Annotated in this window: 16 protein-coding genes and 1 pseudogene; 5 read left to right on the top strand and 12 right to left on the bottom strand. The window is 69.2% G+C overall.

Translation table 11 applies throughout. The features are described from left to right. Window positions 1-15: 15 nt before the first annotated feature. The 4 genes from STROP_RS05990 to STROP_RS05975 form a co-directional block, all read right to left on the bottom strand. Window positions 16-2,439 (bottom strand): endo-beta-N-acetylglucosaminidase, encoded by a 2,424-nt coding sequence (locus STROP_RS05990; RefSeq protein ID WP_011905092.1) that lies wholly within the window; start codon window positions 2,437-2,439, stop codon window positions 16-18. Window positions 2,440-2,493: 54 nt separating this feature from the next. After that, complete coding sequence (locus STROP_RS05985) at window positions 2,494-3,408, bottom strand: carbohydrate ABC transporter permease (RefSeq protein ID WP_011905091.1); 915 nt, start codon at window positions 3,406-3,408, stop codon at window positions 2,494-2,496. 2 nt (window positions 3,409-3,410) lie between these two features. Next, window positions 3,411-4,283: a carbohydrate ABC transporter permease gene (locus STROP_RS05980; RefSeq protein WP_011905090.1), complete on the bottom strand. Its 873-nt coding sequence runs from the start codon at window positions 4,281-4,283 to the stop codon at window positions 3,411-3,413. 170 nt (window positions 4,284-4,453) lie between these two features. After that, a complete protein-coding gene (locus tag STROP_RS05975) occupies window positions 4,454-5,734 on the bottom strand; it encodes an ABC transporter substrate-binding protein (protein ID WP_011905089.1) in 1,281 nt (426 codons plus the stop codon). A gap of 192 nt (window positions 5,735-5,926) precedes the next feature. On the opposite strand from STROP_RS05975, the gene STROP_RS05970 reads away from it, so the two are divergent. Next, window positions 5,927-6,946: a LacI family DNA-binding transcriptional regulator gene (locus STROP_RS05970; protein WP_011905088.1), complete on the top strand. Its 1,020-nt coding sequence runs from the start codon at window positions 5,927-5,929 to the stop codon at window positions 6,944-6,946. An 84-nt stretch (window positions 6,947-7,030) separates the two neighbouring features. Next, window positions 7,031-8,263: a glycoside hydrolase 5 family protein gene (locus tag STROP_RS05965; protein WP_011905087.1), complete on the top strand. Its 1,233-nt coding sequence runs from the start codon at window positions 7,031-7,033 to the stop codon at window positions 8,261-8,263. Between the two features lie 72 nt (window positions 8,264-8,335). On the opposite strand, the gene STROP_RS05960 is transcribed toward STROP_RS05965, so the two are convergent. Next, window positions 8,336-9,349 carry an SDR family oxidoreductase gene (locus tag STROP_RS05960; RefSeq protein ID WP_011905086.1) on the bottom strand — a complete coding sequence of 338 codons (1,014 nt, stop codon included), beginning with the start codon at window positions 9,347-9,349 and terminating at the stop codon, window positions 8,336-8,338. 151 nt (window positions 9,350-9,500) lie between these two features. Here STROP_RS05960 and STROP_RS05955 point away from each other — a divergent pair, with 151 nt between their 5' ends. Next, window positions 9,501-11,291: a glycoside hydrolase family 15 protein gene (locus STROP_RS05955; protein ID WP_026274970.1), complete on the top strand. Its 1,791-nt coding sequence runs from the start codon at window positions 9,501-9,503 to the stop codon at window positions 11,289-11,291. Window positions 11,292-11,308: 17 nt separating this feature from the next. Here the strand turns inward: STROP_RS05955 and STROP_RS05950 are convergent, their stop codons facing one another. Together STROP_RS05950 and STROP_RS05945 are read right to left on the bottom strand one after the other, a co-directional pair. Next, entirely contained in the window at window positions 11,309-11,728 is a 420-nt protein-coding gene (locus STROP_RS05950) for a hypothetical protein (RefSeq protein WP_043535228.1), read from the bottom strand. A gap of 18 nt (window positions 11,729-11,746) precedes the next feature. Next, a complete protein-coding gene (locus STROP_RS05945; RefSeq protein ID WP_011905083.1) occupies window positions 11,747-14,860 on the bottom strand; it encodes an FAD-binding and (Fe-S)-binding domain-containing protein in 3,114 nt (1,037 codons plus the stop codon). Window positions 14,861-15,045: 185 nt separating this feature from the next. Here STROP_RS05945 and STROP_RS05940 point away from each other — a divergent pair. Then, a pseudogene (locus tag STROP_RS05940) lies at window positions 15,046-15,291 on the top strand (cytochrome P450); the annotation flags it as partial. Window positions 15,292-15,442: 151 nt separating this feature from the next. On the opposite strand, the gene STROP_RS05935 reads toward STROP_RS05940, so the two are convergent. After that, window positions 15,443-17,119, bottom strand: coding sequence for an RCC1 domain-containing protein (locus STROP_RS05935; protein ID WP_011905081.1), 1,677 nt, complete (start codon window positions 17,117-17,119; stop codon window positions 15,443-15,445). 172 nt (window positions 17,120-17,291) lie between these two features. Between STROP_RS05935 and STROP_RS23705 the strand changes: the two genes are divergently transcribed. Beyond that, the gene (locus STROP_RS23705) at window positions 17,292-17,597 is read left to right on the top strand and encodes a GNAT family N-acetyltransferase (RefSeq protein WP_187151607.1); all 306 of its coding nucleotides are present in this window, start codon (window positions 17,292-17,294) and stop codon (window positions 17,595-17,597) included. Here the strand turns inward: STROP_RS23705 and STROP_RS05925 are convergent. From STROP_RS05925 to STROP_RS05910, 4 genes are all read right to left on the bottom strand, one after another. Continuing rightward, window positions 17,594-18,427, bottom strand: a complete 834-nt coding sequence (locus tag STROP_RS05925) for an SDR family oxidoreductase (RefSeq protein ID WP_011905079.1) — start codon at window positions 18,425-18,427, stop codon at window positions 17,594-17,596. The two genes, STROP_RS23705 and STROP_RS05925, sit on opposite strands and share 4 nt — an antisense overlap. 27 nt (window positions 18,428-18,454) lie before the next feature. Next, window positions 18,455-20,158, bottom strand: a complete 1,704-nt coding sequence (locus STROP_RS05920) for an RCC1 domain-containing protein (RefSeq protein ID WP_011905078.1) — start codon at window positions 20,156-20,158, stop codon at window positions 18,455-18,457. Window positions 20,159-20,217: 59 nt separating this feature from the next. Beyond that, entirely contained in the window at window positions 20,218-21,585 is a 1,368-nt protein-coding gene (locus STROP_RS05915) for an MFS transporter (protein ID WP_187151606.1), read from the bottom strand. Window positions 21,586-21,904: 319 nt separating this feature from the next. Next, window positions 21,905-23,698, bottom strand: a complete 1,794-nt coding sequence (locus STROP_RS05910) for an AMP-dependent synthetase/ligase (RefSeq protein ID WP_011905076.1) — start codon at window positions 23,696-23,698, stop codon at window positions 21,905-21,907. Window positions 23,699-23,936: the final 238 nt, after the last annotated feature.

Genomic DNA, 23,936 nt, shown 5'->3' with positions numbered 1-23,936 from the left:
GCAGGGTGGGGAAGACTACTCGCCCCAGGCCTCGAACTCGTATATGCGGGTGGCGGGGTCGCCGTCCTGGGTCGGGGTGTCGACAACCAGCCGCACGTACCGTGCGCTGACGTTCACTGAGTGTGTTGTCAGCTCGGCGGTGTTGTCGGTGACGGTGACGGCCGTGGTCCACGGGTCCGAGGCCGCGGAGCGTACTTCGATGGTGAAGTCGCGGGTGTTCCACGAGGCGGACTCGCCGCCCGCGGCGGCGTGTGCGACGACGAACCGGTCGAGGGAACGGACCGAGCCCAGATCAACCTCGAGCCACTGGTCGGCGGTCGTCGTGCACCACTTGTCGCTGTTCCCGCCGGAGACACTGCCGTTGACGGCTTTGGCGGGTCCTTCGGCGGCGGTGCACTGCCCGGACGCCGTCGCCGGCCGGTCGAGCGCCAGGTTGGTCGTGGTCGGCGGCGTGCCGGACCAGGTGACGGTCGTGGTCGCCGCGGTGGAGCGGCCGTACTCGGTCGACACCGCCTCGACCTCGATGACCGCGCTGGTCTCGGCGCCGACCCGGTCGAGCTGCGGCACGAAGTACACGTCGTTCGGCGTGGCGCCCAGGTGGGTACGGCTACCGTCCGGGTTGCGGCGGAACACGTCGTAGTGGTGCACCGATCCGCTGGCCGACGGGGTCCAGCCCAACCTCAGCGTCTTGCGGGTCGCCGAGACGTCGGTGCTGCCCAGGACGGTCAGACCAGTCGGTGCGGCAGCGGTGTCCACGGCCCCGTCGTACACGGCGAGCTGGCCAACCTTGATGTCGTAGGACGGGACGACGGCCGACGCCGACGCCCGCAGCCCGATCTGGGCGATGGTCTTACCGGCGTACGCCGACAGGTCGAGAACGCGACGCTCCCAACCGGTGCCGGAGGTCGACCCGAGGTCGAGAGTGGTGAAGGTGTTCGGGGCGTCGGTGAAGGCCACCGCCACGCTCAGGTGGGTCGCACCGGCGGCCGGGGTCTTGACGACCGTCGACAGCTTGGTGTCCGCGGCGACCGGCAGGTCGGTCTGGTAGAGGCGCACGGTGTTCGCCGCGTCCAGCCTGCCGTTGAGCCGCAGCGTCGAGCCGCCCTCGTAGGCATCGGTGAAGTCGAGCGACGGCGTCAGCTTCGTGCCGGTCGAGGAGACCACCCACTGGTAGGTCGGCGGCACGTCCTGCATCGACAGGTTGTTCCAGCCGCCGGTGCGCACCTGCTTCCCGGCGACGTGGTATGCCGAACCCTGCCCGGCGTTGAAGCTGGTCACAAACGGCTTCTGGGTCACCGGCGTGGACTCGGCGACGTAGGTGGCGAGCCCTTTCCAGGGCGAGGAGGTCGTGGTGTTCGACGGATCGCCGTTCGCGCCGACCCAGTAGCGGGAGTCGCGGGCCCGGAAGTCGGCCGGCCCGCTCGACGACGTCCAGGTCCACTCCGGGCGGTAGATGCCCAGGGAGGTCACGTGCGACTCACCGGCGGGGAACAGTGCGTCCCAGTTGACGTTGGTCTGGTAGCCGTTGGCCTCGGTGTCGATGCCGGAGTACAGGTCGTACCCGCTCCGCCCGAGCGACTCGGCGCGGTCCCGGGACGAGGCCAGGCCGCCGGTGGACCACCAGAAGTTGAGAAACATCGAGTCCGACACCGGCGTCGGGCCGCCCAGGAACGAGTCGTTGGCGGTGGTGAGCGCGTTCTGCCAAGAGATGGCGCCGGATTCGGTCATGGCGTCATACCACATGAACTCCACGCCCTTGTTCCGGCCGTAGGTCATCAGGTTGCGGAGTTCGGTGGCGAGGGCGGCGTCGCCGCCCGTCGTCTCCTGGTTGATGAACCACCCTTCGAAGCCGTAGTACTGGGCAACCTCCGCGAGCTTGTCGGCGACCGGATAGGTCGAGCCCGACTTACGCACGAAGTCGTGCACCCATTCGAGCTTGCCGCCGTAGGCGACCGGCGGGAAGAAGACCGTGCCGTACACCTTGACGCCGTTGCGGTGCGCGGCGTCGATGACGGTCGGGTTCGGCGCGAGAATCAGGCCCTCGACGGCCGATCCGCCCCAGAACACCAGGGTGTCGATGTACTGCCAGTGGCCAAAGGCGTAGTAGTCCTCGTCGAGTGAGCCCTGCGACGGGTTGTCGGACGTCGGTGCGAACGACACCAGCGACGCCACTCGACCCTCGCCCGCTCGCGCGTTCGGGTTGGCCTTCAGCGCGGGATCGGTGGCCCGGGGCTGGAGCGGAACCATGGACCGGTTGAAGCGGGCGTCGGGATCCGCCTCCGGATCCCAGTCGAGGAGTTCGTCCGGGAACCAGTACGAGGCGTACGGCTGGCTGCCGTCGACCGCTTCGGTGGCGGCCGCCACGGTGGGAGCCGCGGTGAGGGTGCTGCCGGCCACGACTGTGGCACCGGCCAGCAGGGACAGGAGCAGGCGTCGCATCCTGGATCACCTCCGGTGGGGGTGGGTGGGGGTGGGTGGGGGGTGGGGCAGGGGTTACCCCTTGATCGCGCCCTCCTCGACACCGCGGAAGAAGAACCGTTGCAGTGTCGCGAAGACAATGACGATCGGAATGAACGCGATCATCGTGCCGGCCGCGATGACCCGCGGGTTCGCGGTAAAGGCCCCGCTGAGGTATTGCAGGCCGACGGTGAGGGTGTAGTTCTTCGGGTCGGTCAACACGATCAGTGGCCAGAGGAAGTCGTCCCACGCGCCGATGAACGCGAAGATCGTGATGACGCTGAGCATGCCCCGAACGTTGGGTAGCCCGACATGGATCAGCCGTTGCCACGCCGTCGCACCGTCGATCACCGCTGCCTCGTCCATCTCGTCGGGGATCGCCATGAACGCCGCGCGCATCAACAGCACGTTCAACATGGCGACGGCGGTGGGCAGCGCCACACCGACCAACGTGTCGGCCAGACCGAGGCTGCGGACCGTCACGTACTGCGAGACGATCGTCACCTCGCCGGGCAGCACCAGGGTGCCGAGCACCAGCGCGAGAAACAGCGTCCGACCCCGAAAGTGCAGCTTGGCGAGGGCGAACCCGGCCAGAGTCGCGCCCACGGCGTTACCGACGACCGCCATTGCCGCCACGATCAACGAGTTCTTCGCGTACGACCAGACGGGGATCGTGTCGGCCACCCGCAGGTAGTTGTCGAACGTCGGATTGGAGGGAATGAACTGCGGGGTCGTGGTGTAGATATTCTCGCCGGCGCCTTTGAGGGAGGTGGACAGCTGCCACACGAACGGCCCGATGGTTACCACCAGCGCCAGCAGCAGCAACCCGTACCGGAGCAGCTTCTCGCGCCGCCGCATGGTGCCGAAGCCCGAGCCCCGACGCCGTCGCCTCGGCGAGGAGGCCGGCGTCTTCGCCGGAGCGCCGGCGGGAGGGGTGCTGAGCTGGGTCATGGCTAGGCCGCCTTCCGGTTCAGGCGCAGGAGGAGAAGCATGGGGCCGACAGTGATCACGAACAACAACAGGCTGAGCGCCGAGGCGTAGCCGAGGTGCCCGGTGAAGCCCCGGCTGTACATCTGGATGAGCATGACCAGGGACATGGTCCGGCCGCCGGGGCCACCGGTGCCGTTGGTGAGGACGAACAACTCGGTGAAGACCCGCAGTGCGGAGACGGTGACCAGGACACTGACCAGCAACATCGTGGTGCGCACACCGGGCACGGTGACCGACCAGAACCGGCGGATCGGACCGGCGCCGTCAACCGCGGCCGCCTCGTGCAGCTGGCGCGAGACGTTCCCCAGAGCCGACAGATAGATGATCATGTAGTAACCGAGCCCCTTCCAGACGGTGAGGCTGATCGCGCTGAACAGCAGCAGCCAACGCCCGCTGAGGAAGGGCAACGGTTCGGTGATGAAGCCGAGCTGTTGGGCCAGACCGTTGACGAGGCCGCGGTCCTCCAGCAACCAGGTCCAGATCAGCGCCACGACCACCGCGGAGGCGATCACCGGGGTGTAGAAGGCGGTACGAAAGAACGTGATACCGGGCAGCTTCTTCTCGAGCAGCACCGCGAGCAGCAGCGGCAGAAAGAGCAGCAGGGGTAGGCAGACCAGCATGTAAACGATGCTGTTCACCAGCGCATAGACGAGTTGCTCGTCGTTGAGCATGCGCTCGAAGTTGGCCAGGCCAGTGAAGCTTCCACCGCCGAGTGGCTTGGCGTTGGTGAACGCGAGGACCACGGTGTTGATCGCTGGCCAGAGGTTGAACACCAGCAGCCAGACGGCCGCGGGCGCGAGCAACAACCAGGGGGTGAACCAACGCTGAGTTTTCATTACGTCCCGCTCTGCTCTCCGGTGGGTGGCGTGGCGATGCGGTGAGTCGCGCAACGACAGGTGACGGCAGGTGGTGGCGCCGTGGCATGGGGCGGCGCCGGTGCTCGGCCGGCCGGCTTCGGTCCGGCCGAGCACCGCTGGTCAACGAGGGAGCGGCCGGCCTCGACCGATCAGTCGTTGAGCAGTTCGTTGCACTTTTCGACTGCCTTGTCCAGCGCCTGCTGCGAGGTGATCTCCCCGCTGATCGCCAGGGAGAACTGCTGCTTGATGAAGTCGTCCATCGCCTGGTCGACGATGACTGGCTTCAACAACTCCGCGTCCGCCAGCGAGGTGAAGGCGATCTTCTTCGCTTCCCCGACGTTGCTGCCGTCGCTCTGGCTGAACTGCGGATCCTCTGCCGAGGCAACTGTACTCGGGAAGATGCCGGGGACGACCTCGGCGAAGGCTGCCTGGTTCTCCGCGTTGGTCACCCACCGGGCGAGGGCAACGGCCGCGGGCAGGTTGTCACTGTTCTTCGCCACTGATACCCCCTGGGTGTACAGCGACGGGGTACCGATCGACGGCGACGCGATGACCTTCTCGGCCAGCGACGGGTTGTCGACCGCGATGTCGGTGATCGAGTTACCGCCACCGGTGGTCCAGGCGACCTGCTGCTTCTTGAACAGGTCCATGTTGCCGAGGTATGCGTCGGTGAGCACGTTGCGGGGCAGGAGCCCCTCGGCGAACGCGTCCCGGTACAGGTCCAGAACCGCCACGGCCTCGGGGGTGTTGAAGACGAACTCCGTGCCGTCCTCCGAGATGATGTCGACGCCGGCCTGGGTAAGGTCCTCGACGCCGGGCTTGCGGCTCATCAGGTGCACCGCGCCGCCGGACTTCTCCTTGACGATCCGGGCCTGGGCGACCATCTCCTCCATCGTGGTCGGCAGGTTGTCCGCGTCCAGGCCGTACTTGGCCAGCAGCTCCGTGTTCCAGAAGTTCACGTCGGTGTTCAGGTACCACGGGTAGCCGAAGACCCCGGTCAGACCGGCGAACTCGTAGGAGCCGATGGCGCCCTCGACGTACTCCTCACGGAGCTTGTCGTCAGCCTGGTCGACGTCGAGCAACAGCCCCTGCTCGGCGAGGGGCAGGGCGAAGTCCGGTGGGAGATTCGTCACGTCGGGCAGCTCATTGCTGGCCGCCTGGCTGAGCACCTTCTCCGAGTAACCGTCACCGGGCTGGTCCAGCCACTTGACGGTCGTCCCCGGGTACTTCTCCTCAAAGCCGTCGATCACACCCTGCATGTAGTCGGTGAACTTGGGCTTCAGGGCCCAGGTCTGCAGGGTCACGGTGCCTTTGATCTCGCCGGTGATATCGACCTGGTCGTCACTGGAGTCCGTGCCGGACAGCCCGCATCCCGCGAGCGCTGTCAACACGGCCGACGACAGGGCAAGCCCGGCCAAACGTGTTCGCATCTCTCTCTCCGCCCCTAACTTTGGTCAGCCGGCTACCCCCGTCGGATCGGGCGTGTCCGGTGCTCACAGGCGATCCGCCGGCAATGATAAACCGGTCTAGTGAACGGACTATCCCCCCGGTTAGAATCACGTGTCAAGAGCGGCTACCGACCGTCGCTTCTCGGTAGCCGCGTGGAGGGAGAGCATCGCCAGATGCAGCGACCGACAATCGCCGACATCGCCCGGCGGGCCGGGGTCTCCAAGGGCGCCGTCTCGTTCGCGCTCAACGGCCGGCCCGGCGTCAGCGCGGCCACCCGGGCGCGCATCCTCCGCGTGGCCGAAGAAATCAACTGGCGTCCGCACAGTGCGGCGCGGGCCCTCGGCGGCGCCCGAGCCGACGCCGTCGGGCTGGTGATCGCGCGCCCTGCCCGCACCCTTGGGGTGGAGCCCTTCTTCGCTCGCCTGCTCTCCGGCCTGCAGGCGGAGTTCTCCAGTCAGTCGATCGCGCTGCACCTGATGATCGTCGAGGACACCCAGGCAGAGATCGAGATCTACCGGCGCTGGGTCTCCGAACGCCGGGTCGACGGCCTGGTGCTGATCGACCTGAAGGTTCGTGACCCACGCATCGCCGTCGTGGAGCAACTCGGGATCCCGGCCGTGGTGGTCGGCGGGCCGGGCCGGCACGGGCGCGTCTCCTCGGTCTGGGCCGACGACCGGACGGCGATGCTCTCGGCGGTGGAGTACCTCGCCGTACTCGGCCACACCCGGATCGCCCACGTGTCGGGGCTGCCCGAGTTCCAACACACCCAGCGCCGCTCCCGCGCACTGCGCGACGCCGCCACCCGGCTGACGCTGCCCCGCGCCCGGTCATTGCACACCGATTTCAGCGACGCCCAGGGCGCGGCGGCGACCCGCAAGCTGCTTGCCGGGGCCAACCGCCCATCGGCGATCATTTTCGACAGCGACCTGATGGCGGTCGCCGGGCTGGGCGTCGCGCTGGAAATGGGGGTCGCCGTCCCACACGAGCTGTCGATCATCTCCTTCGACGACTCGGTGTTGGCCCAGCTCACCCACCCCTCCCTCACCGCGCTGTCCCGCGACACCTACCGGTTCGGCGTGCAGGCCGCCCAGGCCATGATGGCGGTCCTGGCCGATCCCACGAAGACGAAGAACCACAAGACCGAGACGCCGCGGCTGATCGCGCGGGAGAGCACCTCACCGACCCGCAACTAGTACTCGCGGACCGCGCAGATGCTCGGGCGTCGATAAATCGGTTTAGCATCCCATCTGTGCCTGGCTATCCACATGGAGGACCCTTTGATCACTAATGCCCGTACGCAGAGCACCCGAAGGTTCCGCCTCGGCGCCAACTACGTACCGTCCGACGGCTGGTTCTACAGCTGGCTCGACTTCTCGGCTGACGCGGCCCGCCGCGACCTCGAAGACCTGGCGAGCATCGGCCTGGACCACGTACGCGTCTTCCCGGTATGGCCATGGATCCAACCCAACCGCGCGCTCCTGCGTCAACGACCAATCGACGACCTGCTCACGTTGATCGACGTGGCGGCGGAGTTCGATCTCGGTGTCGCGGTCGACCTGCTCCAGGGGCATCTGTCCAGCTTCGACTTCCTTCCCTCCTGGATACTCACCTGGCACCAGAGCAGCATCTTCACCGACCGGACTGCACGCGACGGCATCAGTGAGTACGTCCGGCGGATCAGCACCGAGGTCGCGACGCGCCCCAACGTCTTCGCCATCACCCTCGGCAACGAGGTCAACAACCTCTGGCCCGCGAACCCCACGACACCCGCCGCCTCCCACCAGTGGGCGACGGAGCTACTCGATGTGGTCCGCGCCGCAGCGCCCGACGCGCTCCACCTACACTCCGTCTTCGACGACGCGTGGTACGCCCCCGATCACCCCTTCCACCCCGCCGAGGCGGTCGAGCTGGGCGACCTGACCACGGTGCACTCCTGGGTGTTCAACGGCACCTCGCGCATCGACGGGCCGCTCGGTCCGGCCACCACCTCCCACGCCGACTACCTGCTGGAGCTCGCCGCCTCGAGCGCCCCGGACGCGAACCGCCCGGTGTGGCTGCAGGAGGTCGGGGTGCCCCGACCGGACGTACCTGCGGAGCAGGCCGGCGAATTCGTCGCGCGCACCCTGGCGACGGTGGCCGGCAACCCGGCGCTGTGGGGCGTCACCTGGTGGGCATCGCACGACATCGATCGTCGCCTCACCGACTTCCCGGACCGGGAATACGATCTGGGCCTGTTCACCGTCGACCACCGACCGAAGCCGGCCGCGCTCGCCCTGGCCGAGTTCGCCCGCGACACCGCGGCCCATGCTGCGGCCCGGGTTCGGCCAGCACTGGTGGCGCCGATCAACCCGCTCCGGGAGCCCACGCGGCGGGCGGAGATCGCACCAGGGAGCGCATTCCACCAGGAGTGGGTGAAGGCCCGTCAGACCGAACCCACCGCGATCGTCACCCCAGACCGGGCGACCGACGAGGGCTACCTCGCCGCCCGGGGCCTCGGCCCGCTCCGCTGACCAGGACCGACCCAGCCAGTGTCGGGTCAGCACCAGGCCGCTGCGGCCCTCGGAGCTGACCCGGCCGGCTGCTCAGGTACGACGCCAAGCGAGAACACCTAAGAGCAACCCGGCCACGCCGGCCACCGACACCATCCGGTGCCGGGACAGCCACGCCTGCGGGCTGTGCCGCAGCGATCGGTCGGTGAACGCGCCGTGCGCGCCGAAATCATGGCCGCCGGCCCCATCGGCCGGTTGCCACAGGTTCGCCGGCTGGTCCGGGCCGACTGGTTGGTCGGTCTGCTGCGAGTCGTAACCCGTCCGGCCCAGGTAGCGATCCAGCAGCCCTGGCACCAGCCGATTACCCAGGATGGTCAGGGCGGTGGGCGTACCCACCCAGTACGCTCGCCGGCCGGGCCGTGCGGCAGCGGCGACGATGGAGCGGGCGGCGACCTCCGGCTCGTAGATGGGCGGCACCGGCTGGGCATGCCGCGGCAGCCGGGACAGCAGCCACGAGAACTGCGGGGTGTTCATCGCCGGCAGGTGCACCATGGTGACCTTGACGTTGCTCTTGTCGTGCAGCAGCTCACAACGGAGCGCCTCGGTGAACCCGACGATGGCGTGCTTGGCCCCACAGTAGGCGGCCTGTAGGGGAATTCCCCGGTACGCCAGCGCCGACCCGACCTGCACGATGGTGCCCCGGTCCCGCGGGGTCATGTGCTCCAGGGCCACCAGCGTGCCGTGTACGTAGCCGAGGTAGGCGACCTCGGTGGTCCGGCGGAACTCCTCGGGCCGAATCTGCTGGACAGGCGCGAAGACCGAGCTGAAGGCCACATTGATCCACACGTCGATCGGCCCCAGTTCGTCCTCGACTCGCTGGCCGGCGGCGGCCACCTGGTGGTAGTCGGCCATGTCGACCTCGATCGGCACGGCATGGCCGCCAGCGGCGCGGACATCCTCGGCCGCGGCGTCGAGACCGGCACGACCGCGGGCCAACAGGGCGATCGCGACCCCCGGACGCGCCAGCTGCCGTACGGTGGCCCGCCCGACCCCGCCACTGGCACCGGTGACCACCGCCACCTTGATCTCCCGCAGCCCGTGCCCCATCCGTGCCACCGCCTCCCGGGTTGACCTGCTCCGGTTCTACTCGGGTCAGCACGCTGTCTACCCGGCGCAGGTCGAGATAGTCGGCTGGCTGGTGGGCTGCCGCGGGTGTGCGGCGCCGCCGATCGGGTACGGGGCGCGGGGAGGTGCTGCCGTGGCCCAGAAGAACGAACGGAAGAGCCGATCCGAGGCGCCCCACCAGCACTCCCCGAACGTGCTCCGGGAGTACGCACTACTCGCCGACGGGCAGCGGGCGGCGCTGGTCGGCCCGGACGGGAACATCGTCTGGCTCTGCGCCCCCGGGTGGGCCGACCCGCCGCTGTTCAGCAGCCTCCTCGGCGGCCGGGGCAGCTACCTGGTGACCCCGACGAACCAGCGCTTTGTCTGGGGCGGGCAGTACGAGCCCCAGTCGCTGATCTGGATCAACAGGTGGACGACCGCCGACGGAATCATCGAGACCCGGGAGGCCCTGGCGTTCCCCGGCGACGCCCAACGGGTGGTCCTGCTACGCCAGGTACGCGCGGTGGACCAGGACGCGAAGGTCCGGATCCGGCTCGACCCCCGGGCGAACTTCGGTCGAGAGCCGCTGCGCCAGGTACGACAGGACGGCGGTCTGTGGCACGCTCGCTGCGGCAACCTGCACCTCCGCCACAGCTGCGGCCACCCCCTCGAACCCAGCGCCGAGGGGTCGTGCGACGGCGAGTTGCGGGTGCCGGCCGGCGGGCAGGCTGACCTGGTGCTGGAGATCTCCACCCAGCCGCTCGAGGACGAGCCACCCGACCCCGCCGAGCTGTGGCGGATCACCGAGCAGTCCTGGCGGAAGGTGCTGGAGCCGCTGACCCGTGGCACCGCGGGACGAGACGCCGTCTTCGCCTACACGGTGCTGCGCGGGCTGACCCGGCCCGGCGGTGGGATGGTCGCCGCGGTGACCACCGGCCTGCCGGAGCGAGCGCTCGCCGGCCGCAACTACGACTACCGGTACGCCTGGATCCGCGACCAGTCGTTCGCCGGGCAGGCCGCCGCTCTGATCGGTCGGCACGACCTCCTCGACGACGCGGTGCGGTTCCTCACCGACCGGGTCCTCGCCGACGGCGATCGGCTCGCTCCCGCCTACACCGTGGACGGCACCCCCGTACCGCCGGAAGAGGAGCTGACGTTTCTGCCCGGCTATCCGGGGGCCAAGGCCCGGACCGGTAACTGGGTTCGGGGGCAGTTTCAGCTGGACGCCTACGGCGACGTGCTGATGGTCCTGGCAACCGCCGCCGACCGGGGACGGCTGGAGGCCACCTCCTGGCAGGCGCTGACCGTCGCCGCCGAGGCCATCGAGAAGTGCTGGCGGTCACCCGACTCGGGCATCTGGGAACTCCCGGCCCGGCAGTGGACCCACTCGAAGCTGAGCTGTGTGGCCGGGCTGCGCGCGGCGGCCCGGGTCGCGCCGGGCGGACTTGCCGGCCGTTGGGCCTCCCTCGCCGACACGATTCTCGCCGACACCACCGCGCACGGCCTACACCCCTCCGGGCGTTGGCAACGCGCCTACGACGACCCCCGAGTCGACTCGGCGTTGCTGTTGCCGGCAATCCGAGGCGCGCTTCCCGAGGGGGATCCTCGGACCGAGGCGACCCGTCGGGCCGTCCTGAACGAGCTCCAGCAGGACGGCTACCTGTACCGGTTTCGACCGGATCGCCGCCCGCTCGGGGACGCCGAAGGGGCCTTCCTGCTCTGTGGTTTCGCCGCGGCGCTCGCCGAGTGGCAGGCCGGCGACATCGTCGCCGCGAACCGGTGGTTCGAACGTAACCGGGCGGGGTGTGGTCCACCGGGGCTCTTCACCGAGGAGTTCGACGTGGCGCAGCGGCAGCTGCGGGGCAACCTGCCGCAGGCCTTCGTGCACGCGCTGATGCTCGAAACCGCCGTGCGCCTCGGCCACGCCGCTCCCTGTGCCGACTAGCAGGCCGCCCGCCCGCCTCACCGTCGGTCGCGGGCGCCCGCCCGACTCGCGGCGACACCGTCGTGGACGGTCCAGCCGGCGGCGATGGCGGCGTCAGTCAACGCGACGCGACGCCGTCGCCGGTCAGCGACGAGCGCCACCGCGGTCAACGCGTGCAGCCCGTCGGCGACCGCGCCGAGCCGGAACGCCTCCGGCGTCGGCCATCGGAGCAGTACCGCAGCCTGCACCAGGTGCCGGACTCCGAGTACCCGCAGGATCGCCGACGGGGTCGAGCCCGGGTGGCCGCCCATCGCCCGCAGCACCCGGCCGGGCGCGGCCAGGAGCAGTCCACCCCAGACCAACCGCGTCAACTCCCCCACCGCCGCCGTCGGGGTCAGCTCTCCCACGCCCGCGGTGAAGATCGACGTCCGTTTCGCTGCCACCGTGTCCCCCTCCATCTGGTGTCGAACTCGCCCTCACCACAGCCGCCGCGACCCGGGCCTCCCCCGCCACCGCGACTTCGATCCGACCAGGGCGACCACCGGGGCGAGCCCGGCCAGGCCGACCAACCCGACCGCGGCCAGCCGGGCCCTCCGCGAGGGCGGCTGCGGCCGGTGCCCCCACCGCTGTTCCGGCCGGGACACCACCGACTCGCCGCGCAACCCGGCGCGCAGCAGCTCGGCCAGGTGAATCGCCGAGCGGCCCCCGGCCGCGCTCTGCTCGACCTGGGTGCGGCAGCTGAACCCGTCAGCGAGAAGCACATCGGTGTCGGCGGCGTCCCGAACGGCCGGCAGGAGCACCCGCTCGGCGCAGGCCACGGAGACCTCGTAGTGCCCCTGCTCGAAGCCGAAGTTACCGGCCAGGCCGCAGCAGCCCGAGTCGAGAAAGTCGGCTCGCACCCCAGCGCTGGTGAGCACCGCCTGGTCAGCGGCGGTACCCAGGACGGCATGCTGGTGACAGTGGGTTTGGATCAGCGCGTGCGCCGGCAGCCGCGGTGGCTGCCAGCCGGGACTGTGATCATGAAGTAGCTCGGCCAGGGTGACCGTCTGCTGGCGGAGGCGGGTAACGTCCTCGTCGTCCGGGAAGAGTTCGTGGGCATCGCTCCGGAACACAGCCGTACAGCTCGGCTCCAGACCAACCACCCGGGTCCCGGCGCGCAGGTGCGGCCGAAGGATCGCAACGGTACGCCGCAGCACCCGCTTGGCGACGCCGAGCTGGCCGGTGGAAATCCAGGTCAGCCCGCAGCAGACCGGCCCCTCCGGCACCCGGACCCGCCAGCCGGCGGACTCCAGCACCTCGACGGCGGCCTGGGCCACCCCGGGATGAAGCCGATTGGTGAAGGTGTCCGGCCAGAGCAGAACCTCACCGCGGTGGCCGTCACCAGCCGGGGTTCGGTGGGCAAACCACCGCTGGAAGCTCTCCTCGGCAAAGATCGGAACGTCGCGCCGCTGGTCGATGCCGCCCGCCACCTTGGCCAGCCGGCCCAGGCCGGGCGCCCGGGTGAGGGCGTTCACCACGCCCGGCACGGCACCGGCCACCGCCGCCAGCACCGGCAGCCACCCCATCGAGTAGTGCGCGCGGGGACGGAGCCGACCGGCGTAGTGGTGGGACAGGAACTCCGCCTTGTAGGTCGCCATGTCCACGTTCACCGGGCAGTCCGCCTTGCAGCCCTTGCAGGCCAGGCAGAGGTCGAGGGCGTCCCGGACGGCGGTGGAGCGCCACCCGTCGTCGACGCTGCCACCCCGGGCTCCGCCGTCGAGCATCTCGAAGAGCAGCCGGGAGCGGCCCCGGGTGGAGTGTTCCTCCTCCCGCGTGACCATGTAGGAAGGACACATCACCTCACCGTCGTGCCGGCGGCACTTACCCACTCCGACACAGCGAAGCACGGCATTGGCGAAGCTTCCCTGGTCGTCGGGGTAGGCGAAGGTGGTCCGCACCGGGCCGTGGTCATAGTCGACGCCCAACCGCAGGTGGCTGTCGAGCGGGTAGGGCGAGACTGTCTTGCCCGGATTCATCCGGTCGCCCGGGTCGAAGATCGCCTTGAACTGGCCGAACGCGCGCATGAGCCGGCCACCGAACATCTTCGGTAGCAGCTCACCCCGGGCCTGGCCGTCCCCGTGCTCGCCGGAGAACGATCCACCGTAGGAGACGACCAGATCAGCAGCATGCTCCAGAAAGGATCGGAACCGCCGCACCCCGTCCGCGGTGGTCAGCTCGAAGGGAATGCGGGTGTGCACACACCCCTGCCCGAAGTGGCCATACAGCGATGCCCGGCCCAGGCCGTACTCGTCGAGGAGCCGGCGTAGGTCCCGCAGGTAGTCGCCGAGCTTCTCCGGGGCGACCGCCGAGTCCTCCCAGCCCGGCCAGGTGCGCTCGGAGCCGCGTACCTCTGCCGTCGCCCCCAGGGATGACTCCCGGACCTGCCACATCTGCCGTTCGTGGGCCGGGTCGGTGAACTCGTGCACGGTCCCCGCACCGCCGCCGCGGACTTCGGCGATCAACCGGTTGGCGGCGGCACGGGCCTGTCCTGGCGTCTCGCCGCCCATCTGGATCATCAACCAGGCGCCGCCTTCGGGGATCTCCCGGAGCCCCGCGGGCTGCTGGCGTTTGCGCCGCTCGTCCGCGACCAGCCGGTGGTCGACGCCCTCCAGCGTGACCGGTTGGTGCGCCAGCACGCGCATGACGTCGTCACCCGCCGCAGCGATGTCCGGATAGTTGACAAAGACCAGGGCGGACGCCTTGACCACCGGCACCAGCCGCAACCGCGCCCGGAGAATGGTGACCAGAGTGCCCTCGGAGCCGACCAGGGCCTGCGCGAGGTGGAAGCCCTTCTCCGGCAGGAGGCTGTCGAGGTTGTACCCGGAGACCCGGCGAGGGATGTCCGGGTAGCGGGTACGGATGTCGGCCAGGTACTCCTCGCGCAGCGCCCACAGTTGCCGGTAGATCTCAGCCGGCCGACCGCCGCGGAGCTGGATCTCGGCGTACTGCTCGTCGCTGGTCTCGCCGACCCAGATCCGAGTGCCGTCGTAGAGCAGGACCTCCAGCTCGACGATGTTGTCGACCACCTTGCCGGTCCGCTGGGCGGTGGCTCCGCAGGAGTTGTTGCCGAGCATCCCGCCCAGAGTGCAGCGACTGTGGGTAGCCGGGCGGGGGCCGTACTCCAGTCCGGTCGGCGCGAGTTGGGCGTTGAGTGAGTCCAGGACGATGCCGGGCTCCACCAGGCAGGTCCGCGTCTGCGGGTCCACCTCCAGCAGGAGGTGGCAGTACTTCGACCAGTCCAGCACGACCGCGGTGTTGGTGCATTGCCCGGCCAGGCTGGTACCACCGCCCCGGGAGACCAACGGCGCGCGGTGCCGACGGCACACCGCGACCGCCGCCACCCCCGCTTCGATCGTCCGGGGCAGCACCACGCCGAGCGGCACCTGCCGGTAGTTGGAGGAGTCGGTGGAGTAGGCGGCCCGGGAACCGACATCGAACCGGATCTCCCCGTCCACCTCGGCTCGTAGGTCGGCGACGAGTGCCGCCAGGTCGACCTCCGGCGCCAGCCCGGGTGCGCGTACGACGGGGTGGGGCAGCAGGACCTCACTCACGGCCGCCGCTCCCGCCGTCGTTCCAGCCTCTTCGCTACTCCCCTCACCATGCTCACCGCCTATTTCATCCGACTACGCCCGGTTCTTGCCGACCTGACGTAATTCTCGGGCCCGGGGTACCCGGGCTGGGACACCGGTAAACCCACCTCCCCCGGTGTTGTCCACCCAACCGAAAGCGCACAGGATGGCTCGTCCTGCGCTACGACGACGTGCGAGCGGCGCTCACCGACCCCCGGCTCTCCGTCGACAAGCGCTTCAGCGGCACTGGTGGGGAGCACGGGTCGTCACTGCCACCAGAGCTGGACGCTCATCTACTCAATCGCGACCCGCCCGACCACACCCGGCTCCGACGCCTGGCAGCCACCGCGTTCACGCCTCGTCGGATCGCCGAGCTCCAGCCCGCCGCCAGCCTGTTGGACCGCTTCCCCGGGATCCGGTTGGCCGCACCCACCCACGCACTACGGTGGCGGGATTCTTTCCGGGTACGCGGGCTGGCGGCCTTGCCGGTTCACCTGTAGACGACCGCCCCGGCACCAGCCCCAGGACACCGCAGGCCTCTCCACGCCGGAATGGGCCAGGCAATCAGTGTGGGTGGCAGGTTGGCCGCCGCTGACGGCTGAGGTGGATGAGGGCGGTGCCGGTGAGGAGGAACAGGGCTGCCGCGCCGAGCAGGGTGGGCAGGTTGGGTCCGGTGGTGGGCAGTTCGGGGGGCTCGGCGACGGTGATCGTGGTGGCCTCGGACTGGCTGTTGGGGCAGGTGGTGTCGATGCTGGTGAAGTCGGCGGTGAGGGTGTTGGTGCCGACGGGAAGCATCGTGGTGTGGGTGGCGGTGTTGGTGCTGCCCAGGGGCACGGTGGCGAGGTCGGTGTTGTTGCTCCGGAAGGTGACACTCCCGGTGGGGGCGCCGGTGGTGCAGAAGACGGCGGCGGTGAGGGTGACCTCCTGATCCGCGGTCGGGTTCTGCGGCGAGACCTGCAGACTCGTGGTGGAGCCGGGTTGCTGGGCAGGCAGGGCCAGGCTGTGATCGTCGCCGACGGCGATGCTGGTCAGGGCGGCGCCGGCCGGCAGGCTGACCGCCACGGGGGTGGCGCTGTCGGTGGTGGTCCCGTCGCCCAGATGTCCCTGCGAGTTGAGGCCCCAGGCGAGGGCGGCGCCCTCGGTGGTGATCGCCACGTTGTGGTCGCTGTCGCGACTGGCAATGGAGATGAGCCTGGTGCCCCCGGGCAGGCTGACGGCGACCGGTTCGCTGCTGTCGGAGGTGGAGCCGTTACCCAGTTGCCCCCAATGGTTGCCACCCCAGGCGAGGGCGGTTCCATCGGAGGTCAACGCCAGGCTGTGGAGGCGACCCGCGGCGATGGCGGTGGCCTCGGCGCCGACAGGCAGGACGACGGTGACAGGTAGGAGACTGCCCGTGGTGGTGCCGTCACCGAGCTGACCGTGAGAGTTCCCGCCCCAGGCCAGAACGGTGTCGTCGGAGGTCAACGCCAGACTGTGGTCGCGTCCACCGGCGATGGCGGTGACCGTGAGGCCGGTTGGCAGGTTGACGGGAACGGGTCTGCTGCGATCGACGACGGTTCCATCGCCCAGCTGACCTTCGCGGTTCGCCCCCCAGGCGAGCAGGGCGGCCGGGCCGGTCGCGGTCAGGACCAGATTGTGGTCGCGGCCAGCGGCGATGGCGGCGACGGTCGTGTTCGGTGGCAGGCGCACCGCGACGGGCGTGCTGCTGCTGGTGACAGACCCATCACCAAGCTGGCCGGTGTCATTACTGCCCCAGGCGAGGAGGGAGCCGGTGGAGGTCAACGCCAGACTGTGGTCGGCACCGACGGCGACAGCGACGATCCGGATACCGCTGGGCAGGCTCACCGCGACCGGCTCACCACTGCTGGTGGTCGTCCCGTTACCGAGCTGACCTTCGGTGTTTCTGCCCCAGGCAAGGACGGTGCCAGCCGAGGTCAACGCCACACTGTGGCGATCACCGGCAGCGACGGCGGCGACCGTGGTACCCGTTGGCAGGCGCACCGCGATCGGCTCGCTGCTGTCGGTCGTGGTCCCGTCACCCAACTGACCTCCGTCGTTCCCACCCCAGGCGAGGATCGCATCCGACATGACGGCGGCCGATGCGGGTTGGTGTCGTGCCGATGCGGGTGACCCGCCGATCGCCGGCGAGAGCGCCAGCGCGAGGGAGAACCAACCGGCGACAACACGTCGCACCGGCCGTGCTCCGCCGCCCCGGCCACGCCGCTGGCAGATTCCCTGCATCGCACCCACCTCCGAGCAGATAATCCTCTGCCAATAGGACATAGGCCATTATTAGCCAAACATTCCGGGATTCTTAGGCAGAAACGCCCATAGCCCGAATGCGGACTGATCCGCCGAATAAAAGTGAAAGCATGTTCCGCTATGGAGCTGACGACGCCTCGCCTGCTGTTACCTGATCGGCTCCATCCAACTCGCCAAAACCGATACCGCTCACCGGCAGGCCGAGATCGGCTACGTCCCGGCCCGGACCTGGTGGGGGCACGGGTACGCCACCGAGGCCACCCAGGCCCTGATGGGGTTCGGATTCGACCAGCTCGGCTTGCGTGAAGTCAGCGCGGGGTGCGACCCCGCCAACGTGGCCTCTGCTCGCGTCCTGACCAAAATCGGGATGCGGCCTGCCGGGTACCGGCACAACCACCTCCAGATCCGCGGGCAGTGGCGCGACCGGCTGTTGTTCGCCGCCACCTCGACCGGTTAGGCGCAGGTAGGGGCAAGGAACGTCCGGGCACCACGGAGCCGGGTGGTCAGTCTTGACTGGGTCTCGGCACAGTCGAGGCGAACCCTGACCGGACCAGGAACGGTGGTGTCAGCCCGCCGGCCGGCGGGCAGGACCGAGTCGTCGATACCGTCGCGACGGGCGATGAGCAGGCCGAGTTCGTAGCGACTGACGGCGTCGGCGCCAGCCACGTGGTGGATTCCGGCGTACGCGGAAGCGGCCAGTTCCAGGAGCGCCGCGGCCAGGTCCGTGACGTGGATCGGGCAACGCAGGTCGTCGGTGAAGAGGAAGCCGCTGGTGGGGTTGGCGGCGAGGGCGTGCACCAGCCTCTCCTGGGAGGAGCTGCCATCAGCTCCGATGATCAAAGAGGTTCGGGCGATGACCGCACCCGGATCCAGGCCCGTAGTCGCCGTCTCGACCGCGGCCTTGGCCGCACCGTATGGGCTGGTCGGGTCGGGGCTACACGTCTCGTCGTAGCGTTCCGCTGTGCCGGAGAAGACCGCATCACTGGAGACCTGCACCAGGCGGGCCCGGTTGGCGACCGCGGCGGCGGCCACGTGCATGCCGCCGTCGGCGGTGATAGCCCAGTCGTCCTGCCGGTACGCCGCGTTGATGATCGCAGCGGGTCGGAGCTGGTTGACCACTGCAGCGACCTCGTCGCGGCGTCGGATGTCGAGTTTTCGCCAGTTCACGCCGGCAACCGGCACCACCTGACGGTGGAAGGTCGCCGCCACCTGACGACCGCTCCGCCGCGCCTGGCGCACGATCTCTCGGCCCAGCAGACCACTACCACCCACCACGAGAAGGTCCATGGGCCGCAACGATGCCCGATACCGCTACTACCCGGCCACCTCAGTGTGGGTCGATCGGTGTCGGCGGGTGAGGACGATGAAGCTGGCGCCGATGAGGATGAGCAGGGTGGCGGTGCCGAGCAGGCTGGGCAGGCTGACCCCGGTGATGGGTAGGTCGGGATCGGTGGGGTCGGTCGGGTCGGTGGGATCGGCGACGGTGATGGTGGTGGCCTCGGACTGACTGTTGGGGCAGACGGTGTTGGTGCTGGTGAAGTCGGCGGTCAGGGTGTTGGTGCCGACCGGGAGCGTCGTGGTGTGGGTGGCGGTGTTGGTGGTGTCCAGGGGCACGGTGGCGAGGTCGGTGTTGTTGTTGCGGAAGGTGACGATGCCGGTCGGGCTTCCGAGGTCGCAGGTGACGGTGGCGGTGAGCGTGACGTCCTGATCCACGGTCGGGTCCTGCGGCGAGACCTGCACACTCGTGGTGGAGCGGGATTGCTGGGCAGGCAGGGCCAGCGTGTGGTCGCTGCCGGCAGCCGTGGTGAGGAGCGTGATGCCCGTAGGCAGGGCTACGGGCACCGGCGTGCTGGGGTTGGTGGTGGTTCCATCACCGAGTTGGCCAAAGATATTGCTCCCCCAGGCGAGGGCGGTGCCGTCGCCGGCTATCGCGATGGTGTGGTCGCTGTCGCGGGACGCGATGGCCGCGAGCGTGGTGCCCGTGGGCAGGCTGACCTCGACGGCTTCGCTGCTGTTGCTGCCACCCCCGTTTCCGAGCTGCCCGAAGCCGTTGTCGCCCCAGGCGAGGGCGGTGCCGGCCGTGGTCAACGCAGCACTGTGGAGGCGGCCGGCCACGACGGCGGTGACCTCGGCCCCGAGGGGCAGGGCGACAGACACCGGCGTACTCCGGTTGATGGTGGTCCCGTCCCCGAGTTGACCAGTGCCGTTGTACCCCCAGGCGAGGGCGGCACCGACGGACGTGACCGCCAGGCTGTGGAGGCGGCCGGCAGCGATGGCAGTGACCTCGGTGCCGAGGGGCAGGGCGACAGACACCGGCGTACTCCGGTTGATGGTGCTCCCGTCCCCGAGTTGACCAGTGCCGTTCAGCCCCCAGGCGAGGGCGGCACCGGCAGAGGTCACCGCCAGGCTGTGGCTTTCGGCGGCGGCGACAGCGGTGACGGTGACACCGGACGGCAGGATCGCCTCGACCGGCGTGGTACGCCTGGTCGTGCTTCCGTCCCCGAGCTGACCGACGCCGTTGCCACCCCAGGCCAGGACGGTGCCGACCGAGGTCAATGCCATGCTGTGGACGCCGCCAGCGGCGACGGCGGTGACCGTGGTGCCGGGCGGCAGACTTACCTCGACGGGCGCACTACGGTCGATCAGGGTTCCGTCACCGAGCTGACCAAAGTGGTTGGTGCCCCAGGCGAGGACCGTGCCGGCCGAGGTCAACGCCAGACTGTGAAAGCGACCGGCGGCGACAGCGGTAACCGTGGTGCCCAGCGGCAGGCTCACCGCGATCGGCACGTTACTTCCGGTAGTGCTTCCGTTACCAAGCTGCCCATTGTCGTTCTTCCCCCAGGCCAGGAGGAATTCCGACACCGCGGTCGATCCGGGCTTGTGCTGCGCCAACGCGGGCGACACACCGATCGCCTGCGTTACCGTCACCGCCAGCGCGAGGGCGAGCCATCCGACGACAGCGCGTCCCGCCCGGCGCACTCCGGCGCCCCGATCCAGCCGCTGACAGAACCCCTGCATCGCGCACGCCTCCGAGCAGTGAAGTACCGCACGAAGAGACAGCTGCTCATTCTGGCTACCTATCCCTTGATGCGAGCAGAAACACCTCTACCGCCAGGATCAACGGCCGGCGGTACGTCAAGGTTGTTGGTCACCGCAGAAAGGCGGCCGGCCTCATCCCGCTCAGCTGGAGGTGGGTTCTTGCGTGAGCCGTCCAGTCGGCTCCGGCTACGGTGCCGCTGCGCGCGGACCACCCGCAGGCCCGCCCCAAATCCCGACAGCGCCAGCACGGCAGCCACCCCGACCGCGGCCAGCGGCGCCCAGCCCTCGATGGCGGCAGCGCCGGCCGCAGCACCAACGGCTGCGCCGAGCTGAATGGCAGCCCCCGTCCATGACTGCGTCTCCGCCTCGGTGCCCGAAGGCGCCAGGTCACCCGCATCGCCGTACAGGGCAACAAAGGTGGGCCCGATGAAGAGACCGACCAGGAGGCAGCCGGCCACCAACAGCCCCAGCGGCAACCGACCGACCACCGCCAGGGCCACACACGCGAGAGCAAGACCCAGAAGCAGGACGGGCAGCCGAGGTACCCACCGCCCGCGCAGCGCCCCAACCACCAGGCCACCGACGATGCTGCCCACCGACAGGACGCTGACCAGAGCAGCACCAGCCGACCGGCCAGCCGCTGCGGGGAGCGCAATTTGCACGGCATGCAACGCTGCGGAGAAGAGACAGGCGACGAGCAGCAGCCAGCGTAGGGGCGCCAGCACAAGCGGACCGGCCCAGTGCCGCGCGCCGCCGGCGCCCCGCTCCGGCCCCCGGCTGGGGTCCCGTACCGGCCCCCGGCCGGCCTGGGCCCGAAGGAGAAGGACGGTCGCCAGCGCGCTGGAGCCGCTGGAAACCACCAACCCGGCTATCGGCGACACCGTTTCGGTCAGCAGACCGACCAGGGCGGGTCCGAAGACGAAGGCGAGATCCGTAAGCACCGCGTCGAGCGCCAGCGCGCTCCGGACATTCTGCGGCTGCGACATCCTGCGCCACATGACCCGGGACAGCACCCCGACCGGAGGCATCGACACATTCGCCACGAGCGCCGACCCGAAGGTCGCCAGTACCGGCCCGTTGAGTCCTTCGTTGACCGACAGCGCCGTCACTGAGCCCACATGCACGGTCAAGATGGGCCACAGGACACGTCTGTCGCCGAATCGGTCGAGCAGTCGCCCCCGGAAGGGCGCCGCGATGCCACCGAGGGCGGCAACCGCGACAACGAGTGCGGCGACGCCATAGGAGCGACCGGCGGAGACCGCGTAGAGCAACGCGAAGGAGAACATGCCGGCCTGAAGCTTGCTGGCCGCGGCGCCCGCCAACCGGACCCGGAAGCCGGGTTCAGCCCCGAGACTCCGGTAGCCGTACCGGGCCGACGGTCGCTGATCAGCCATCACACCGTCCATCTTGCCGCCGCCCCGCCGGCTCGTGCCGCGCCAGCCAACCATGCCGCGCACGGCTCCGTCAGGCCGGGACCGAATTCGTCAGCTGGTCTGCCCCGTGCGCTGTCTGGTATCGGGCCAGCGCCGTTGCGGGATAGGCCACCAGGACAGTAGCCACCTGCGGCCCAGTCGCAAGCGGGACGAACGGAATGTCGCGCGCCCACCCGACCGCGGCCGCGATGTGGCGTCGCCCCGAGGCTCATCGCCCGGAGCGTGGACGCCGGAGGGCCCTGGCACGTGACGTGGCACGCGCAGGGCCCTTCGCGGTACGGCCAGGGGCGGGTCAGCTGTACAGCTCGGCCACCTCGTCAGCGAAGTCAGCCATGATCACCTTGCGCCGCATCTTCAGCGACGGCGTCAGGTGACCGGACTCCACGGTGAACTCGCTGGGGAGTACGCGGAAGCGACGTACCGCCTCGGCCGTCGACACCGCCGTGTTGCCCTCGTCCACCGCGCGTTGCAGCTCCTGTAGGAGGTCAGGATCATTGATGAGATCTGCCGAGGTGGCGTCAGCAGGCTTTCCCGCGCTGGTCTTCCAGTGCTCCAGGTACTCCGAATCCACGGTGATGAGCGCGGCGATGTACTTCTGCCCGTCGCCCACCACAAGCGCCTGGGCGACCAGCGGGGAGGCGGCGATGCGATCCTCGATCAGGGCGGGGGACACGTTCTTACCCCCGCTGGTTACCAGGATCTCCTTCTTCCGGCCGGTGATCCGCAGATGGCCATGGTCATCGAACTCTCCGATGTCACCGGTACGGAACCAGCCGTCCTCGGTGAACGCGTCGGCGTTCGCCGCCTCGTTGTTCCAGTAGCCCGCGAACACCGGGTCACCAGTGCACTGCACCTCACCGTCGTCGCCGATCCGCATCTGCACGCTCGGCACGACCCGGCCCACCGTTCCCGGTCGGAAGGATTCCAGCGAGTTGACCGTGACCGCCGCACTGGTTTCGGTGAGTCCGTAACCCTCGAACACCGTGATGCCGCAGCCCCGGTAGAAGTGCGTCAGGCGTTCCCCCAGAGCTGCTCCCCCGGAGATGACGTAGCGCAGGTTCCCGCCCAGGGCAGCGCGGAACTTGCGGTACACCAGTCGATCGAAGAGGGCATGGCGCAGGCGCAGGCCCACACCGGGCTTCTGCGCTTCCGAGTAGGCGATCGCCGTCGCTGCCGCGGTATCGAAGATCTTGCCCTTGCCACCTTCGTATGCCTTGCGTCGGGCGCCGTTGTACGCCTTCTCCAACACGTAGGGAACCGAGAGCAAGAAGGTCGGCTTGTAGCTGGCCAGCTCCGCCGGAACCTGCTTCACATCGGAGCAGTGCGCCAGGGGCGTCCGCGCCACCGTGGCACCAACCTGCACCATCCGCCCGAAGACGTGGGCGAGGGGCAGAAAGAGCAGCGTCGACGCGGGAATGTCGCCCACCGGCCCGAACATGGTGCGCAGCAGGGCGACGGCGTTACCGGAGCCGGCGAGCAGGTTCGCATGGCTGAGGGTGCAGCCCTTGGGCATCCCGGTGGTGCCCGAGGTGTAGATGATCGTGGCGATGTCCTCCGGGCACACGGCCTTCCGACGCTCCTCAACCACGGCCGGTTCGACGGTGGCACCCGCATCCCGCAGCTCGTCCACCACCCCGGCGTCGAGCTGCCAGATGTGCTGCAGGGCGGGCAGACTACCCCGAATTCCCTGGATCACATCCTCGTGTGTCGCGGTCTCCACCACCACGGCCACCGCACCAGAGTCGCTGAGAATCCACTCGATCTGCTCGGCGGAGGAGGTCAGATAGATCGGGACGGGCGACGCGCCGATCGTCCAGAGGGCGAAATCCATGAGCGACCACTCGTACCGATTACTGGAGAGCAGGCCGACGCGATCCCCGTGCCCGACCCCCTTGGCGATCAGCCCGCGGGCCAGGCCGATGACCTCGGTGGAGAACTTCGCGGCACTGACCGGCTCCCAACGATCCCCGACTTTCCGGTGGAATACCGGCTCATCCGGCTCCTCGACGGCATTGTTCGCGACGAGGTCACCGAGCCCGCCCTTCTCCGGCACCACGTATAGCGGCGGCGATGTCGACTCCCGCACCCGTTCCTCCCAATATTCAGTGGCGGTGGTCGCCGCTGCTGCCATCAGGGGAACCGGCCGCCCAGCCTGTTAAGAGATTTCAGAGTTTCGACGGTGGCGCGTGGCCGGACTCAACGCAGACAGCCCGGCTTTACTGGGAAGACCACAAACAAGCTGGCGGGAGTGATCTGCTACGCCCACCAACCACGCATTCACGTTAACCGAATTCTTGGCTAACGGGAAGGTCTGTACGGCGCCG

This window comes from Salinispora tropica CNB-440 (genome assembly GCF_000016425.1).
Lineage (GTDB): Bacteria > Actinomycetota > Actinomycetes > Mycobacteriales > Micromonosporaceae > Micromonospora > Micromonospora tropica.
The sequence above is the reverse complement of the archived record's forward strand: the minus strand, read 5'-3'. Positions and strand labels throughout refer to the sequence as shown.

Bases quoted from the DNA above. Each gene is read 5' to 3' on its own strand.
- STROP_RS05990 (WP_011905092.1), bottom strand. From the start codon at position 2,439: ATGCGACGCCTGCTCCTGTCCCTGCTGGCCGGTGCCACAGTCGTGGCC.
- STROP_RS05985 (WP_011905091.1), bottom strand. From the start codon at position 3,408: ATGACCCAGCTCAGCACCCCTCCCGCCGGCGCTCCGGCGAAGACGCCG.
- STROP_RS05980 (WP_011905090.1), bottom strand. From the start codon at position 4,283: ATGAAAACTCAGCGTTGGTTCACCCCCTGGTTGTTGCTCGCGCCCGCG.
- STROP_RS05975 (WP_011905089.1), bottom strand. From the start codon at position 5,734: ATGCGAACACGTTTGGCCGGGCTTGCCCTGTCGTCGGCCGTGTTGACA.
- STROP_RS05970 (WP_011905088.1), top strand. From the start codon at position 5,927: ATGCAGCGACCGACAATCGCCGACATCGCCCGGCGGGCCGGGGTCTCC.
- STROP_RS05960 (WP_011905086.1), bottom strand. From the start codon at position 9,349: ATGGGGCACGGGCTGCGGGAGATCAAGGTGGCGGTGGTCACCGGTGCC.
- STROP_RS05950 (WP_043535228.1), bottom strand. From the start codon at position 11,728: ATGGAGGGGGACACGGTGGCAGCGAAACGGACGTCGATCTTCACCGCG.
- STROP_RS05935 (WP_011905081.1), bottom strand. From the start codon at position 17,119: ATGCAGGGAATCTGCCAGCGGCGTGGCCGGGGCGGCGGAGCACGGCCG.
- STROP_RS05925 (WP_011905079.1), bottom strand. From the start codon at position 18,427: ATGGACCTTCTCGTGGTGGGTGGTAGTGGTCTGCTGGGCCGAGAGATC.
- STROP_RS05920 (WP_011905078.1), bottom strand. From the start codon at position 20,158: ATGCAGGGGTTCTGTCAGCGGCTGGATCGGGGCGCCGGAGTGCGCCGG.
- STROP_RS05915 (WP_187151606.1), bottom strand. From the start codon at position 21,585: ATGGACGGTGTGATGGCTGATCAGCGACCGTCGGCCCGGTACGGCTAC.